This is a genomic window from Pectobacterium aroidearum (assembly GCF_015689195.1).
In the GTDB taxonomy this organism is placed as follows: domain Bacteria; phylum Pseudomonadota; class Gammaproteobacteria; order Enterobacterales; family Enterobacteriaceae; genus Pectobacterium; species Pectobacterium aroidearum.
The window spans coordinates 4840873-4855913 of the sequence record NZ_CP065044.1 but is presented as its reverse complement, the minus strand read 5'-3'; the positions used below and the strand labels follow the sequence as shown (position 1 = coordinate 4855913).

Below are 15041 nucleotides of genomic sequence, written 5' to 3'. Positions count from 1 at the left end.
TTTCTGGAAAGTGGAAACATGCTGGCTGAATAGTGAACTATTTTGCCGGCATTTTTTATTCTCAGGTTAATGCGGTTATCTCATTCGCTCACTCGCCAGATGATAAACACCGCTGCGTTCACGTTTACCTACCGCCACCACGGCAATAATCAAGATGTCGTCAATGACTTCATAAACCAAACGAAAGCCTGATGCTCGGAGCTTTATTTTGTAGCAGTCCTTCATCCCCCGTAACTTTGCCGAAGGAATATGAGGATTTTCGCAGCATTTTTTTAGTTTTTTGGCAAATTGCTGTTGGATGGTTTTATCGAGCTTGAGCCATTCTTTCAGCGCATCTTCCCTGAATTTGACGCTATAGCTCATAGGAAACTATCCAAATCCACGTCAACCAGCGGCTGGTTTTTGCGTTCACCGATTAGCTTAACCAGTTCCTGGTCGTCCAGCGCATCCAGCATTTTTTCGTAAAGATCCGCAGGAATGCAATAAAACGCAGGCTGGTTGCGGTTCAAAATAGCGACAGGTAGACCGTCGCCAGCATTGACCGTCGCCATCGGGTTCTTTTTCAATTCACTGACGCTGGCACTGGTATCACTCAATATAATATTCGGCATGGTAGACCCTTTATGACCGATTAACAGGTCTTTAAATTAATCAATCAAAGACCTGTTAACAAGTCTTTTGATAATTTTTTATGCTCGCACAGCATGGCCTCCTGCCTACGCAAGGGAGAAAATGCTGCTTTTATCACGCCATTCACCTGAATAGTGATAATGATTATCGTTAGTATTTTGTTTATGGTAAGTTGCGGTAATGGGGTTTATCCCGCTGACCGAATTTCCCTTACAAAACATATGGCTTTCTCACTATGTCTTTAGCTAACCGCACAACGTCTTCAGCCTATCGATTGTTCAACTTACGCCTCGAGAGTAAGACGTTGCTCTCGCCTTCATTAGCTCGCTGTGTGTTCACCGGCCCGGAAGTGCGCCAGATGAAACTGGATGCGCCGGATCAGCGCATCAAGCTGCTGTTCGCCAGTGAAAGCGGGGAACTGACGCCGATGGCCGTGAGCGACACCTGGTATCAGGACTATCTGGCGCTGCCGCGTGAGCGTCGCCCGATTTTGCGTACCTATACGCTGCGTTCCGTCTCACAGGAATCACAGCAGGCGGCGATCGATTTTGTGCTGCACGGCGATGCCGGGCCTGCCTCAAGCTGGGCGAATCACGCTAAGCCGGGCGATACGCTACAGATTGTCGCGCCTAATGCGGAAGCTGATGGCGACAGCGGCGGCTATGAATGGGCACCGCACGATGGCGTTGAGCAGGTACTGCTGATTGCGGATGAAACGGCGCTACCAGCGGCGATGGGGATTCTTGAACAATTGGCGAGTCAGTCTTCTCCACCGTCGGTGCAGGCTTTTTTTGAAGTGCCGAAAGCGGCTGACTGCGTAACGTCGGGCGATTTCCCGTTTGCGCAGATTCACTGGCTGCCGCGTGAGGAAACCGGCAGTACAGTATGGGGTGAACGCCTGCTGGCAGCGGTGCAACAGGACGTGAAAATCCCCGCCAGCGCCTGTACCAACCACGATGAAATCGCGCAGGAGACGCCGGAAGACGAGCTGCTGTGGGAAAGAGCAACAGCGCATCGCCCGTTTTACGCTTGGGTGGCGGGAGAGTCTTCTGCTATCAAACGGCTGCGTCGCTATCTGCTCGACGAGCGCCACCTTGATAAAGAGACGATCAACTTTATGGCGTACTGGTCGCATCGTTAAGAGACAACGGCAGGAGGGAGATTCCCTCCTGTGTTTATTTCCCCATCATCTCCGCCAGTTGCTTTTCATCTGGTAGCCCGACGACCTGCTGTAGTTCACTCTTATCATTCAGGTAATAGATAGCGGGCGTGACGTTTGCGCCTAGTTCATCCATCAACCGCTGATTGTGCTGAATGTTATTCCAGGTGTCGCGTGATGAGGATTCGGGGAATGGAGGCAGCGTTTTACCATTCGATAGTTCATACTCATGCCAAGCTTTGGCTGGATCGCTGGCGGCAAGAATGGCTGCGGCATAACGTCCGCTTTCCGGTTTGATGACGCCGACCAGCAGCGTTTGCAACTGCACTTTTCCTGCTTTCACCCACGGCTGTGCCTGCTGCCAGAACTGTTTGCAGTACGGGCAAAATGGGTCGGCAAAGACGATGATTTTACGCGGTGCATCCTTTGAGCCTTCGGTGATAAACGGCGCCTGCTGTAATTTCTGCCACATCTCCCGACCGGCAGGCACATACACTTCCTGCTGAATGAGCGCTTCGCTCAGGTTGTTGCCGTGTTCGTCGTACATATAGCCCGAAATAGCATGCTTACCATCCGGCGTTAAGTAGATGGTCACCCCCACGCCCTGATAGCTGCCCAACCAACCTTGCACGCCGCCGGGTGCGGTGAACGGTTTGATGATCGTAATGCCCTGTTTTTCGATACTCTTCACCGCGTCCGGCAGGGCATCCTGCGCCAGTGACGATGCGGAAAGCGTCAATAAGGAGAGCGTGAGGAAGACGCGTTTTATCATGGTATTGCACCTGTATCGTGAATCATTGCCTGCCGGATAGCGTAGCGGAAGGTAACCGACTGAGGGAGCTTATTTACGCTTCTTGAACCAGGACCAGATTGATTTTCCTGATGTTGCTGGGGGGCTTGCTGGCGATGGCGCATCGTCAAAAATGGCGGCCAATGCATCGAGGAAATGGTATTTCTCTGGACGCAGCGTGTTGAAACTCCGGCCTCCGTCATCCTCAAGACGAATATTGACGTTGCCAGCGTTGAGTTCCCCCATCATCCACTGGAGAAAGGCATTGAGGCTGGGGGCGATGGCTATTTTTCTTTCTTCGTCGCGTCCACAGTTGATTACCTGTCCACGCGTACCTTGTACATCGGGATCCAGATCGACCGCCAGATAGTTGCCGCCCCAGTCATAGGCGAAGGGAATCCACAGTGGATTGGCATAGACGGGCTTCACGTAGTGAGGAGGCGTAGATGACATACCGTAATTCAAGCTGGTGAGATCGTCATCGCTTGATGTATTCACAATTTCTCGCCATCCATCGACTTCTTGCATGACACTAGCCAGCGGTAAAAAGCTCATGCCATACCACAGGCCGGTATTTTGTTCCATACGCTGCCCGTTGTGCCAGCGGTACAGCGCGAGAAAGTCATCCGGCACTGCCACGCCGATGTGTTGTATAAACGCGTCGAGCTCGTTTTGCGTTGCGCCGGGGTTTAGGTCTTCTACTACTTCAGGTAACTGATTGATTAACCAGCTTTCTAGATCATCGAGTCTGTGCATCTCATTTTTCGCTGTCGTGGGGTGATGTTGAGTTGCATGGCCTGACTGAAGAGATGGATATAACCATGCCCTATCGTCTATGAGGTAGAGATTACTATAAGATAGCGCGTCCGCTCACTTGCCTCATTCTCGATAAGGATGAGGCGTTTTGTGGTTTTCCCTGCTGGAGTGATGAATTACCGTGACGTTGACCGAATCGCTGATTGCTTTTACGTTTGCCGCGACGATATTAACCCTGACGCCGGGTTTGGACACGGCCTTGATTTTACGCACCGCGACCGTTGAAGGCAGTAAAAAAGCCTTCCATGCCGCGTTTGGTATTCAAGTCGGCTGCCTGATTTGGGGCGCGATGGTGGCGTTTGGTCTGGGAACGCTGATTGCGGCGTCGGAGCTGGCCTATAACATCCTGAAATGGTGCGGTGCGGCATACCTCTGCTGGCTGGGTTTGCAAATGCTCCTGAAGCCCAGAACCGAGCTGGTGATGGCGACGTCACAAGACGCACCGAAGCATCAGAACTGGTTTCTCCGTGGCATGTTGGGTAACGTACTCAATCCGAAAATCGGCGTGTTCTATGTTTCATTCCTGCCGCAATTTATCCCTGCCGGCCATTCGGTCGTGTTGTGGACTTACCTGCTCGTTCTTATTCATGTCGTTATCGGCACGCTGTGGTCGTCTACGCTGATTGCGGCTACGCGCCCGCTGTCGCGTTTTCTACGGCGCGGCGCGGTCGTGAAATGGATGGACCGAACGACGGGCGTTCTCTTTCTGGCATTCGCCGCGCGTCTGGCTTTGTCCCGGCGATAGGGCGGCCTGTTTACTAGCATAATAAAACAGACCGCCTGAGGATTAATGCTCTGGCCAGAAGGGTTCGCCTAGCGTCAGCATCAGTCGGTTGGCCCATGAGAAGAAGGCGGCTGACTGCACCACATCGACGATCTCCAGCGTATCTAACCCCTGCTCTTGCAGTTGCTTCAGATCGTTTGCGTTGACCTGCGCGGGCGTGGCGGAAAGGCGAGCCGAGAAATCGATGATTGCCTGCCAGCGTGGGCTTTGACCGATACTCAAATCACCGCCGGGAACGACATCCAGCAGCCGCTGCACATCGCTGTCCTGTTTGGAAAGCTGGCTGGCTTTACGCGCGTGTACAGAGGCGCAGTAGATGCAGCCGTTGACCTTGCTGGTGACGGCGGCGATCAGTTCGCGTTCTTTGCGCGGCAGGCCACCAGCGGTATAGAAAATCCCTTTATCCGTCAGCGTGCGCTGTTCCAGCACCGGAAGATTGCGGCTTAGCAGACGGAAATAGTCGGAATCGGTGTGGCCGAAGCGCGCCAGAATCGCCTGCTCATCGGCATTGAATTCGGCCAGCGGTTTGGGGGCGATCCACGGTTCCCAACCCAGTTCTGCCTGAGTAAACGCCTGCGGCGCGGATTTTCCGCTGTGCGTCTGCGGCTGGGTATGCCACTGACCCGCAACAGCAGCCTGTGAATGCGGCTGGCCGACGCGGTGGCTGGCAATCAGGCGATAGCCACGCAGTAGCCGACTTTGAAAATTCACAAACGCGATGAGCTGCGACAGCGTCACGATATCGTCTACCGACCAGCCCGCATGCTCCAGCGCGCTGACGTGGGACGCCGAGGCGTGTACGGGGGTTTTCGTCAGGCGTTCGGCATGATCTAGCGCCAGCTGTAGCGCGGGTGTCAACGCGGGTTCCGGGAAGTCCGACAGCCGCTCGGCATAAAAACGCTGCAATTGCTCATCCTGCTGCCAGCCGCTGATCTTGGTCGCGAACCAGAAGCGCAGCGATAGCGGCAACGTCGCGTCGTCTACGGCGTTGGCGTTAAACAGCGCCTCGTAGCTGCCCTGAGTGTGGCGTGTCGCCGCATCACGGGTTTTTCTGGCTGCCGCGAGGGCGGAGTCCGGGCTAATTTCGGCCAGCGTATCCAGGATGTCCTGAGTGTGTAACGTGTTAGCGTGCGTCATGCAATCTCCTGCCCGATCGGGCTTTTCTGTTTGACGGCGGGTCTCCAGCCCAACGCGGGAGCCACCTGAGTGGCAATCAGTTCAAGCGAGCGCAGAATTAGCGCATGCGGCGGATCGATGGAGTGCACCTGGAATGTCACATCGGTCGCACGCTCCAGCGAGCTGTCTGCCCGAAGTGACGCGATGACATCCTGCGCGGTGCCGACATGGCTATCAAAGGAGGCGATCAGCGCTTCTATCGAGTCGTGAGAGATCGCACGGAACGTGCCGGAACGGGCGGCGGAACGAGTAAGCCCTTTCTCTGCCAGACTCAGCGCTAATTGACGATCGTCAGCCACAAAAACGCTGCGTGAGCTGAGAATGCGCGGTATGACGCCCGTAGGCAGTGCGGCCAGGTAGGCGTCGATCATCGGGTTTTGCAGGTCAGCCAGCGTGGCGTCCGGGAAATGGTCTGGGCGCGGCTGGGTACGAGAGAGCATCAGGCCATCACCTGCTTTACCGGCTCGCTCCGCGCCTTCGATAGAAAACGTGGCCTGCCAGACGCGCTTATCCAAATGTGGGGCGGCAGGGTAAAGCTGATTACCGTCTTCGCTCAAGGCTTCTCCTCGCCACGCGGCGCGCAGTTTCTCCAGATAGCGCCCGAGGATCTGCCCGCGTTGCGCGCTGTCATGGCCAAACGCGGCAAATGAGGACGGTGTACCGCCGGAACCTACGCCGATTTCCAGTCTGCCGTTGCTGAGTAAATCAAGCACGGCGGTATCTTCCGCCACGCGCAGCGGCTCTTCCATTGGCAGCGTAATAACGCCAGTACCGAGTTGGATGCGCTGAGTGCGCGCGGCGACCAGCGCCAGAAACACCAGCGGTGAAGGTAGCCCGCCTTCATCAGCGTGAAAGTGGTGCTGCGCGACCCAGGCGCTGTCGAATCCGAGTTGTTCGGCTTTGACGATCTGTTCCGTCGCCAGCCGATAGCGCTGCTGGGCGGAGGTGTCATCCAGCAGCCGCGTGAAAAATCCCAGACGTTTCGTTGTCATTCTACTGTCCTTGGTTTAGTGCCACTTTGGTTTCAGAGTGATGCGGGCGGGCAAAAGCCGGGTGTTGCTGCCCGGGAATGGCCTCGATGAGTTCACGGGTGTAGCGATGTTCGGGATGGGCGAAGATCTGCTCTACCGGGCCGGATTCAAGCTGCTTGCCGTGGTACAGCACGGAAACGGTGTCGGCGATCTGGCGTACGACCGCCAAATCGTGCGAAATGAACAGGTATGTCAGCCCAAGTGATTCCTGTAATTCAGCCAGCAAACGTAGAATCTGCGCCTGCACGGTGACATCCAGCGCTGAGACAGCCTCGTCCAGCACCAGTACCTGCGGTTCCAGCACCAGCGCCCGGGCGATGGCGACACGTTGTCGCTGGCCGCCGGACAGCTCACGCGGCTTGCGTGACAGCAACGCGGCGGGCAGGGCGACGCGCTCGAACATCTCATGAATTTTTCGCTCCCGCTGCGCGGCGGTATGGCGATTAAAATTGCGCAGCGGTTCCTCGACGATGTCGTATAACCGCTGTGAGGGATCGAGTGAACCAAAGGGATTTTGGTAGACCAACTGAATTTTCTGCCGGAACTGCCGTAGCGCTTCGCCTTTCAGGTGAGTGATATCGGTGCCGTCGATCAGAATGCGCCCGGCGCTGGGGTGATGAAACCCGAGCAGGCTACGCGCTGTGGTGGTTTTACCCGAGCCGGATTCGCCGACAATGGCGTGCGTTGTGCCGCGTGCCACGCTGAAAGAGACGTCATCCACGGCCCGAAAATGTTCCCCTTTACGGCCCGATAAGGGGAAGGTCTGTACCAGATTTTCGACCGAGACAATGATGTCGGATGCATGGTTGCGCGGTGGACGCGGCGTTGGGTTAAGCGACGGCACGTTCGCCAGCAGTGTGCGGGCATAGTGGCTTGAGGGCGCGCTTAGCACCTCAAGCGTTGGCCCCTGTTCCTGAATGTAGCCATTCTGGAAGACCAGCAGCCGATCGGCACGCTCGGCCGCGACCCCCAGGTCGTGCGTAACGAACAGCACCGCCGTCCCATTTTCGCGTCGCAGTTCATCAAGCAGATCGAGAATACGTTTCTGCACGGTGACATCCAGCGCGCTGGTGGGCTCATCAGCAATAATCAGCGCAGGTTTTAGCGCAATGGCAATCGCGATCAGGACGCGCTGTTTCATGCCGCCGGACAGCTCGTGCGGATACTGTTTCGCTCGCAGCTCCGGCTGGTTTAGCCCCACGCGTTCCAGCAGCGCCAGCGTTTTCTGGCGGATAGTCTGGCGATCTTCCCGCTGATGAATACGCAGAATTTCGTCCACTTGCTCGCCGATGGTCTGCACCGGATTCAGGGAACTGGTGGGATCCTGCGGGATCAGGCTGATCTGCGCACCGCGCACGCTGTCCAACCGCTTCTGCGACCAGTCGCTGATATCCACGCCGTTGAGCCGAATGGCACCGCGTGTTAACCGTCCGTTCTCGGCCAGCAAACCGATAACCGCCTGTGCGGTGGTGGTTTTCCCTGAACCGGATTCCCCCACCAGTGCGACGACTTCACCTGGCTGAATATGAAAAGAGACGCCTTCCACGACGGTCTGCTCGCGATCGTCACTGCGGTAGGCAATCGTGACGTTTTCCAGAGCCAGTACGGGCACCGCCGCGCTGGTTTGTAAGCTGGCTGACAGGCTCATCGTTCCGTCCTTCTGATCGATTGGCTGATGCGGTTGGCGGACAACACAACGAGTACGACAACCAGACCGGGGAAGGTGGTTAACCACCACGCGGTGGCAATGTAGTTGCGGCCTTCGGCGATCAGCAGTCCCCATTCCGGCGTGGGCGGTGGTGCGCCGTAGCCGAGGAAGCTCAGCGTGGAGATGGCCAGAATCGCACTGCCGAATTGCAGCGCGGCAAAGGCGAAAACGGTGGTCAGTGAGTTCGGCAGGATGTGCCGCCATAACACGCTGAAAAAGGTGCCGCCGCTGCCATAGGCGGCTTCGACGTAGTCGCTGTGGCGCACGCGCAACACTTCTGAACGTACCAGCCGTGTGAAGCTGGCGACGGAGGTGACGCCCACGGCAATCGCGGCATTAACCGTGCCGAAACCCAACAGAATGATGACGCTCAGCGCCAGCAGCAGGCCGGGAATAGCCAGTAACACATCAATGCTGCGCATCACGACGCTATCCAGCCAGCCGCCCACCGCGCCCGCCAAGAGACCGAACAGGCTACCGAGCACCAGACCCAGTCCGACGGCGATAACGGCCCCGGAAAGCGAGTGCACGGCGCCATAAACGATGCGCGCGTAGAGATCACGTCCCAGTTGGTCGGTGCCGAGCCAGTAGTCGGCGTCGGGTGCCAGCCGCTGTGCGCCCGCGATGCCCTCTGTCGGGCTATAGCCAGTAAACCAGCCGGGGAACAGCGCCCAAAGCGCGACGGTCAGCATCACCAGCCAGGCCAGCAATAGCCCCGGTTGGAAGGCGTAGCGACGCAGTAGAGGCCGCTTGCGCAGAAGAGGAAAGGTGATTTTTTCCAGCTGTACGGTAGTCATAGCGTGGCTCCTGGCGTTTTTTTCAGGCGCGGATCGAGAAGGGGATAGAGCAGGTCGACGGCCAGATTGACGACAACAAAGGCGGCAGCGGAAATCAGTACGATGGCCTGCAATACGCTGCTGTCCTGATAGTTCACAGCTTCCTGCGTCAACTGACCGAGTCCGTTACGGCCAAACACGGTTTCGGTAATCAGCGCTCCCGCAATCAGTTCGCCCAACAGCAGGCCAGCGATGGTCAGCGTGGGCAGCATCGCGTTGCGGGCGATATGTCGCCACAGCACGCCGCTGCGGCTGGCTCCTTTGGCGCGGGCGACGGCAACAAACGGCTGGGTTTGTACTTGATCGATGCTGCGCATCAGCACCTGAGCCAGCGGGGCGGAGATCGGTAGCGCCAGTGTGAGAACCGGTAAAATCAGCCCTTCCCATTCGCCTGGGTTAATCACCGGGATCAGCCCCAGACGGAAAGAGAAAATCTGAATCAGTACGATACCGAGCCAAAAGGTCGGGACGGAAATAAACAGCGACGGCAACGATTGCAGCGTGCTTCGCAGCCACTGAAATGGTGTCAGCGTCGATAAGAACGCCAGAGCAAACGCCAGCAGGCCAGCAGCGATGAAGCCCAGCACCGCGAGCAGCAGCGTGGGCGGCAGATTCGCGGCAATCAATTCGGTGACTGGCACGCCCGCCTGAAGAGAGAGGCCGAGATCGCCACGCAGTATCTGGGCTATCGCATGAAAATATTGCGTGAGTACCGGCGTATCGGCACCGTAAGACAAACGCAACTGTGCGATCTGCTCGGCACTCAGGCCGAGCTCCGGGTTTTGGAACTTGATCAGTACAGCATCACCCGGCATCGCCTGAAGCAGGATAAAAGACAGGGTAAATGCCGCCCACAAGACGAGCAGTGCCTGACCGATGCGCAGTGCCAGATATCGGTTCATGATGATCGCTTCCCTCTTTCTTTCGCGTTACTTATCCAGCCAGGCGTTGTAGAAACTCGGGCGACCGACGGCTTCAAACGAGATGCCTTTTGTCGTGGGCGCGCCGGCAAACACCTGCGGTTCTTCAAAAATGGGAATGACGTAGGCCTGATCGATCAGGTAGTTCTGTACCTCCCCGACCAGCGCCAGCCGCTTGCTGCGGTCGGTTTCAGCGGCGATGCCATCCAGCAGCGTATTCAGATGCGGATCAACAAAGTCCTTCACCTTGTCGCTGGAGCCACCTTTTTGCAGCAGGACGTTACGTACCGTCGGGTAATATTGGCTTTTCATCACATCCGGGTCGGCGCGGCCTACCATCGCTGGTGCAACGCCGGTTTTCAGCGGATCGAGGCTATCGACGGTTTTACTGCCCGCATCGCCCGCCAACACGTTCAGCTTCACGCCGACTTTTGCCCACTGCTGGGAAACCAACTGTAAGGTTTCTTTGTTCTGCGGCTGCGGCAGCGATTCATAAGCGGTCAGTTCCAGTGTTTTGCCGTCTTTTTGCCGCAATCCCTGCGAACCGGTTTTCCACCCCGCTTCATCTAACAGTTTGTTAGCCTGCGCGGGATCGAAGGTGAGCTTGCTAGAGAGATCGACATAGCCTGCAGCGGTTTTGGCCAGCGGTGACGTAGCCTGTGGGTAGTTGTCAGAGAACAGCGTATTGATGATCTCTTTGGTGTTGGTGGCGTGCAGCAGCGCTTTACGCACGCGGATATCGGCGACCAGCGGGTTGTCCGGGCGGAAAACCACGCTGTTATTGACGCCGCGCGTAGGCGGGGCATAAAGATTGAAGTTCTGACTTTGCACCCGCTTTTCATCGTAGGCCTGAATCTGACGAATGAAATCCGCCTGACCGGATACCAACGCGCCAATACGCACGCTGTCTTCCGGGGTTACCAGATAGGTAATGCCGTCCAGGTAGGCGCGCCCCTGATGCTTCGATTTAACCGGTGCCCAGTTGTAATCCTTACGGGCGGTCAGTTTTAGTTCGCGTCCCAGTTTCTCACTGCTCACGACGAATGGACCGGAACCAATAATGTTTTTGGCATTGCCTAACTGATTGAAATTGCGATCAAGCGTACTGAGAGATACCAAACCGGAACCAATTGCTGAGGTGCCTTGCAGAAAGCCTGGAGAGGGCTTCTTAAAGTAAAACTTCACCGTGAGCGGATCGATGACTTCACTGCGCAGGTAGTTATTGATGACTTCTGAAACCGGCTGGTTGAGCGCTGTGTTCCCCAATCCGTAGGTATCAAAGTTTTTCGCTACCGCGTTGGCATCCAGTGGAGTGCCATCAGAGAAGCTGATGCCGGGACGAATCTTGAACGTGTATTCGGTGTTATCCGCGTTGACGGTCCAGGATTCCGCAACCCACGGCTCGATCTCCAGCGTTTCCGGGTTCTGGTACGTCAGTTTGTCGGTAATCTGGTTGAGAATGCCGCCGTTCGGGTAAAACCCGCCTGCGGGCGTATAGAGATTGGTGTGTGCTTGCTGTTCCAGATAAATCAGCGTGCCGCCGATTTTTGGTGTGTCGTTCGCTGCCTGTGCGCTCAGTGCACCGCCCAGAAGGAGCAACGAGGCAAAAATAGTGAGTTTCTGATGAGGATGCAAAAAAGTCGCCACGATGGTTGTTCCTACAGGTAATGGTTTTTATTAACGTTCTGTTTTATCAGGTGAATGTGCGGATCGGTTGCGTCCTGAAACGGGGAAATATGGCGGGGACGTTAACCGTTCGTTACAGCCGATACTTCCATAGGCAGTAGGAAACAGCAAAGAACAAAACTGGCATTGGTTATCCAGTTTTTAGGTAGGGAAAAGAGCGGTTTTTTGCGGAAAATAGCTGCGTTTCGCGTGTGATGGCGGGTTTATTGAGTGGGAGGGCAGCAGCGCTGCGAGCATGTTGCCGCAGCGCTAAGATCGCCTAGGGACTATTTCAAAACCTGTGGATTCACGCAGTTTTCTTTCACCTGGCCGCTTAGGGCGGCAATCAGGTTGTCAACGGCACAGGCGGCCATATCGTAGCGTGTTTCGTGCGTGGCAGAACCGATATGTGGCAGCGCCACGACGTTAGGTAAATCCAGCAGCGGAGAATCGACGGGCAGCGGTTCTTTGACAAACACGTCCAAGCCTGCGCCCTGAATGGTTCCTTTCACCAGCGCTTCCGTCAGCGCGTCTTCATCCACGACAGCACCACGACCGATATTAATCAAAATGGCGCTGGGTTTCATTTTTGCCAGCTGCTCACGCCCAATCAGATGATGCGTTTCCGCCGTGAGTGGCAGCGTAATACAGAGGAAGTCAGACTCGGCCAGGAGCGTATCGAGATCGCAATGGCGAGCATTAAAGCGCTGCTCTGCTTCGGCGTGATGGCGGCGAGCGTTGTACAGAACCGGCATGCTAAAACCAAAGTGGGCGCGTTGTGCGACGGCCAGACCGATGCGCCCCATCCCCAGAATGCCGATGGTCTTATGGTGAACGTCAGTGCCAAACCAGTCGCTGTCAACGCCACCTTTCCATTCGCCTGCTTTAACGCGTTCGGCCACTTCCACGACCCGTCGTGCACTGGCGAGCATCAGCGCCAGAACCGTATCCGCCACGGTTTCTGTCAGCACGGTTGGGGTATGCATGAGAATCACCCCTTTTTCATTCAGTGCGTCGACGTTAAAGGTGTCGTAACCGACAGAAATGGTGGAGGCCGCACGTAAGCGTGGGGCGTGTTGCAGGAAGTCTTTATCGACTTTACCACCGGAACCAATGATGCCTTCGGCCGTTGCCAGAGCCGGGTGGTCGAGTGAAGGAAAGGCGTCAAGTTCAGTGACGATGAAGTGTTGATCTAAACGAGCGCGTAGGTCGTCAGCAATTTTTTTATACAGGATAACGCTAGGTTTCATCACAAACTCCAGCAGATTAAGGAAGTTAACGTAGAAATAGCTCCTCGAATAATCGCGTAGCTGGCGAGAGACTGCAAGCGATACCGCCCCTGCATCTGCCCAAGGTTAATCGCAATTAATGGGGGATTTGCACGATGGATAGGATGAACGATCGCAGACCGATGCTTAGCGTGAGATTTTCATTTTTTGATTAATATATTTCCTTTGTGATTGCTGTCACTCATTTTCAGATAAAGCCTTACCGTGAAAAACCGATAACCCTATTTACGGGGATGTTTTAGAAATGGTGCTGTTACGGGGGCGGAAATGCATTTTTTTACCAGAGTTATGAGAAACCTTAAGGTTTCTCATAAGCTGTATGGCGGGTTTGGTATTGTCCTGCTGTTAGTGATGATGGCGTCTGGTGTTGGCGCTGTACGGTTTTTTATCATTCACGATCTGTATGTTAAAACGACTATTTTGAATGAAATGAATCACTATCTCGATCAGTCAAAAATGGCGAGAGTGAAATATTCATTCACCTTTGCGGATGACAATATCAAGAATCTGAATACCTATATTAGTCAGGCAAATCAGCAAAAAGAAAAAGCGAAAGCGCTAACGTGGGAAGAGGGTTACCTCTCTGATTTTAATAATCTTGATCAAGATTTTAAAGATTATGATACCGATCTGAATACCCTGAAAGCCGCCGCCAATGCGGTCGTCGCGACAGCAAAAAAAATCGGCCAGATGAATGCCTCTGATGCATTAACGGCATTTATGACCAACTTTCCCATCAGCGCGGATGAAGATGCGTTGGCGATGCAGAAAGATGCGTTCTCACTGCTGTTTCTGAAACTGGTCAACAGCACTTATATCTTACAAAAAGAGAACAGCGAAGCCGCGTTTAATGCACAGAAACAGGTCTATGCTGCCTCGAAGGCATCCTACGATGCGCTGGCATCGTCGGTTAGTGGCGATCGTCGTCGCGTCGTGGATTCGTTTTGGCAAGCATTTGAAAATTATCATCAAACGGCAGAGCAGTATTACGTACAACTCGGGCAGCTAAAGACCACCGATGTTAAATTCCGGGCAACCGGAGACAAAATGACGAGTGATATCGGCAATATTCTGCAAAAGCTCGGCGCGAAGAATGATGACATTATCAATAGCTCCGTACTGCAAACGCTGGTTTTAGGGGCGATAGCCATCGTATTCGGGTTATTGATCGCCTGGTCTGTCACGCGACAAATTACCCGACCCATTATTACCAACCTGAAGCTGGCGGAACGCATTGCGAGTGGTGATCTGTCCGCCAATGTCACGATAGAACGGCATGATGAACTGGGGCAACTCACGACGGCGATGATGGTGATGACGGAGAAACTACGTCATTTAATGACTGATATTCGTCAAAGCGTGTACAGCGTTGAAAGTGCTGCTTCTGACATTGCCGTAGGCAATAATGATTTGTCATCACGTACCGAGCAGCAATCGGCGGCGATTGTAGAAACCGCAGCCAGTATGGAAGAGTTAACGGCTACGGTGAAGAACAACGCCGATAATGCCCGACATGCCAGCCAGATTGCCGGAGAAGCCTCAACCAATGCCAATCGCGGTGGGGATATTATTAACCGCGTAATTAACACTATGAGCGATATTTCGGGGAGTTCGAAGAAAATCTCTGATATTACGAGCGTCATTAATAGCATCGCTTTCCAGACCAATATTTTGGCATTGAATGCGGCAGTAGAAGCGGCGCGTGCCGGAGAGCAAGGACGGGGATTTGCGGTGGTTGCCAGTGAGGTGCGCAGTCTTGCCCAGCGCAGCTCTCAGGCGGCAAAAGAAATCGAAAGCCTGATTTCAGAGTCGGTTTCTCGCGTGGGTGCCGGAACGGATCTGGTTTCTCAGGCGGGAACGACGATGGATGACATTGTGGCTTCCGTGAGCCGCGTGAATGACATCATGGGGGAAATCTCTTCGGCATCGGATGAACAGAGCCGCGGGATTGCACAAATCGGCAGTGCTGTTGCTGAAATGGACACGACCATTCAGCAGAATGCCGCTATGGTGAGCGAATCCTCCGTGGCGGCGAACTCATTGCAGGAACAGGCCTCGAAGCTGGCAAAACTGATGTCAGTTTTCCGCATATCCGATACGGATGTTGCCGGTCTGCCACGACTGCAAGGCTCGGGCACCGGTAATAGCAACTCGGGCAATAAGACAACGGCTCGTCTGCCAACGCTCGCATCGCGGGATAACGGCAGCGATAACTGGACAACGTTCTGATATTGCGC

The 15041-nt window shown here is 54.9% G+C and carries 14 protein-coding genes; 3 read left to right on the top strand and 11 right to left on the bottom strand.

The features are described 5' to 3' along the window. Positions 1 to 75: 75 nt before the first annotated feature. Entirely contained in the window at positions 76 to 363 is a 288-nt protein-coding gene (locus tag I2D83_RS21685) for a type II toxin-antitoxin system RelE family toxin (protein WP_039284929.1), read from the bottom strand. Beyond that, positions 360 to 611 carry a type II toxin-antitoxin system Phd/YefM family antitoxin gene (locus I2D83_RS21680; protein ID WP_010281712.1) on the bottom strand — a complete coding sequence of 84 codons (252 nt, stop codon included), beginning with the start codon at positions 609 to 611 and terminating at the stop codon, positions 360 to 362. The genes I2D83_RS21685 and I2D83_RS21680 overlap by 4 nt, the downstream gene beginning before the upstream one ends. 254 nt (positions 612 to 865) lie before the next feature. Here I2D83_RS21680 and I2D83_RS21675 point away from each other — a divergent pair, with 254 nt between their 5' ends. Continuing rightward, positions 866 to 1771, top strand: coding sequence for a siderophore-interacting protein (locus tag I2D83_RS21675; protein WP_205947289.1), 906 nt, complete (start codon positions 866 to 868; stop codon positions 1769 to 1771). Between the two features lie 34 nt (positions 1772 to 1805). Here I2D83_RS21675 and dsbG read toward each other — a convergent pair whose 3' ends face one another. Together dsbG and I2D83_RS21665 are read right to left on the bottom strand one after the other, a co-directional pair. Then, complete coding sequence (gene dsbG / locus I2D83_RS21670) at positions 1806 to 2561, bottom strand: thiol:disulfide interchange protein DsbG (protein ID WP_205947288.1); 756 nt, start codon at positions 2559 to 2561, stop codon at positions 1806 to 1808. Positions 2562 to 2630: 69 nt separating this feature from the next. Further along, positions 2631 to 3335 carry an SMI1/KNR4 family protein gene (locus I2D83_RS21665; RefSeq protein ID WP_205947287.1) on the bottom strand — a complete coding sequence of 235 codons (705 nt, stop codon included), beginning with the start codon at positions 3333 to 3335 and terminating at the stop codon, positions 2631 to 2633. 181 nt (positions 3336 to 3516) lie between these two features. Here I2D83_RS21665 and I2D83_RS21660 point away from each other — a divergent pair, with 181 nt between their 5' ends. Then, on the top strand, positions 3517 to 4140 hold the full coding sequence (locus I2D83_RS21660) for a LysE family translocator (protein WP_194431385.1): 624 nt from the start codon (positions 3517 to 3519) through the stop codon (positions 4138 to 4140). Between the two features lie 42 nt (positions 4141 to 4182). Here I2D83_RS21660 and I2D83_RS21655 read toward each other — a convergent pair whose 3' ends face one another. From I2D83_RS21655 to ghrB, 7 genes are all read right to left on the bottom strand, one after another. Then, positions 4183 to 5316, bottom strand: a complete 1134-nt coding sequence (locus I2D83_RS21655) for an alkylhydroperoxidase domain protein (protein ID WP_205947286.1) — start codon at positions 5314 to 5316, stop codon at positions 4183 to 4185. Further along, on the bottom strand, positions 5313 to 6347 hold the full coding sequence (locus I2D83_RS21650; RefSeq protein ID WP_182100910.1) for a putative FMN-dependent luciferase-like monooxygenase: 1035 nt from the start codon (positions 6345 to 6347) through the stop codon (positions 5313 to 5315). The genes I2D83_RS21655 and I2D83_RS21650 overlap by 4 nt, the downstream gene beginning before the upstream one ends. A 1-nt stretch (position 6348) precedes the next feature. Then, on the bottom strand, positions 6349 to 8034 hold the full coding sequence (locus I2D83_RS21645) for a dipeptide ABC transporter ATP-binding protein (RefSeq protein ID WP_205947285.1): 1686 nt from the start codon (positions 8032 to 8034) through the stop codon (positions 6349 to 6351). Then, positions 8031 to 8891 carry an ABC transporter permease gene (locus tag I2D83_RS21640; RefSeq protein ID WP_181830108.1) on the bottom strand — a complete coding sequence of 287 codons (861 nt, stop codon included), beginning with the start codon at positions 8889 to 8891 and terminating at the stop codon, positions 8031 to 8033. The genes I2D83_RS21645 and I2D83_RS21640 overlap by 4 nt, the downstream gene beginning before the upstream one ends. Continuing rightward, positions 8888 to 9832, bottom strand: coding sequence for an ABC transporter permease (locus I2D83_RS21635; protein ID WP_015842260.1), 945 nt, complete (start codon positions 9830 to 9832; stop codon positions 8888 to 8890). The genes I2D83_RS21640 and I2D83_RS21635 overlap by 4 nt, the downstream gene beginning before the upstream one ends. Before the next feature lie 27 nt (positions 9833 to 9859). Then, positions 9860 to 11497, bottom strand: coding sequence for a TIGR04028 family ABC transporter substrate-binding protein (locus tag I2D83_RS21630; RefSeq protein ID WP_205947284.1), 1638 nt, complete (start codon positions 11495 to 11497; stop codon positions 9860 to 9862). A gap of 305 nt (positions 11498 to 11802) precedes the next feature. Further along, complete coding sequence (gene ghrB, locus I2D83_RS21625) at positions 11803 to 12765, bottom strand: glyoxylate/hydroxypyruvate reductase GhrB (protein ID WP_205947283.1); 963 nt, start codon at positions 12763 to 12765, stop codon at positions 11803 to 11805. Between the two features lie 306 nt (positions 12766 to 13071). On the opposite strand from ghrB, the gene I2D83_RS21620 reads away from it, so the two are divergent. Continuing rightward, complete coding sequence (locus I2D83_RS21620) at positions 13072 to 15033, top strand: methyl-accepting chemotaxis protein (RefSeq protein ID WP_205947282.1); 1962 nt, start codon at positions 13072 to 13074, stop codon at positions 15031 to 15033. The last annotated feature ends 8 nt before the right edge of the window (positions 15034 to 15041 follow it).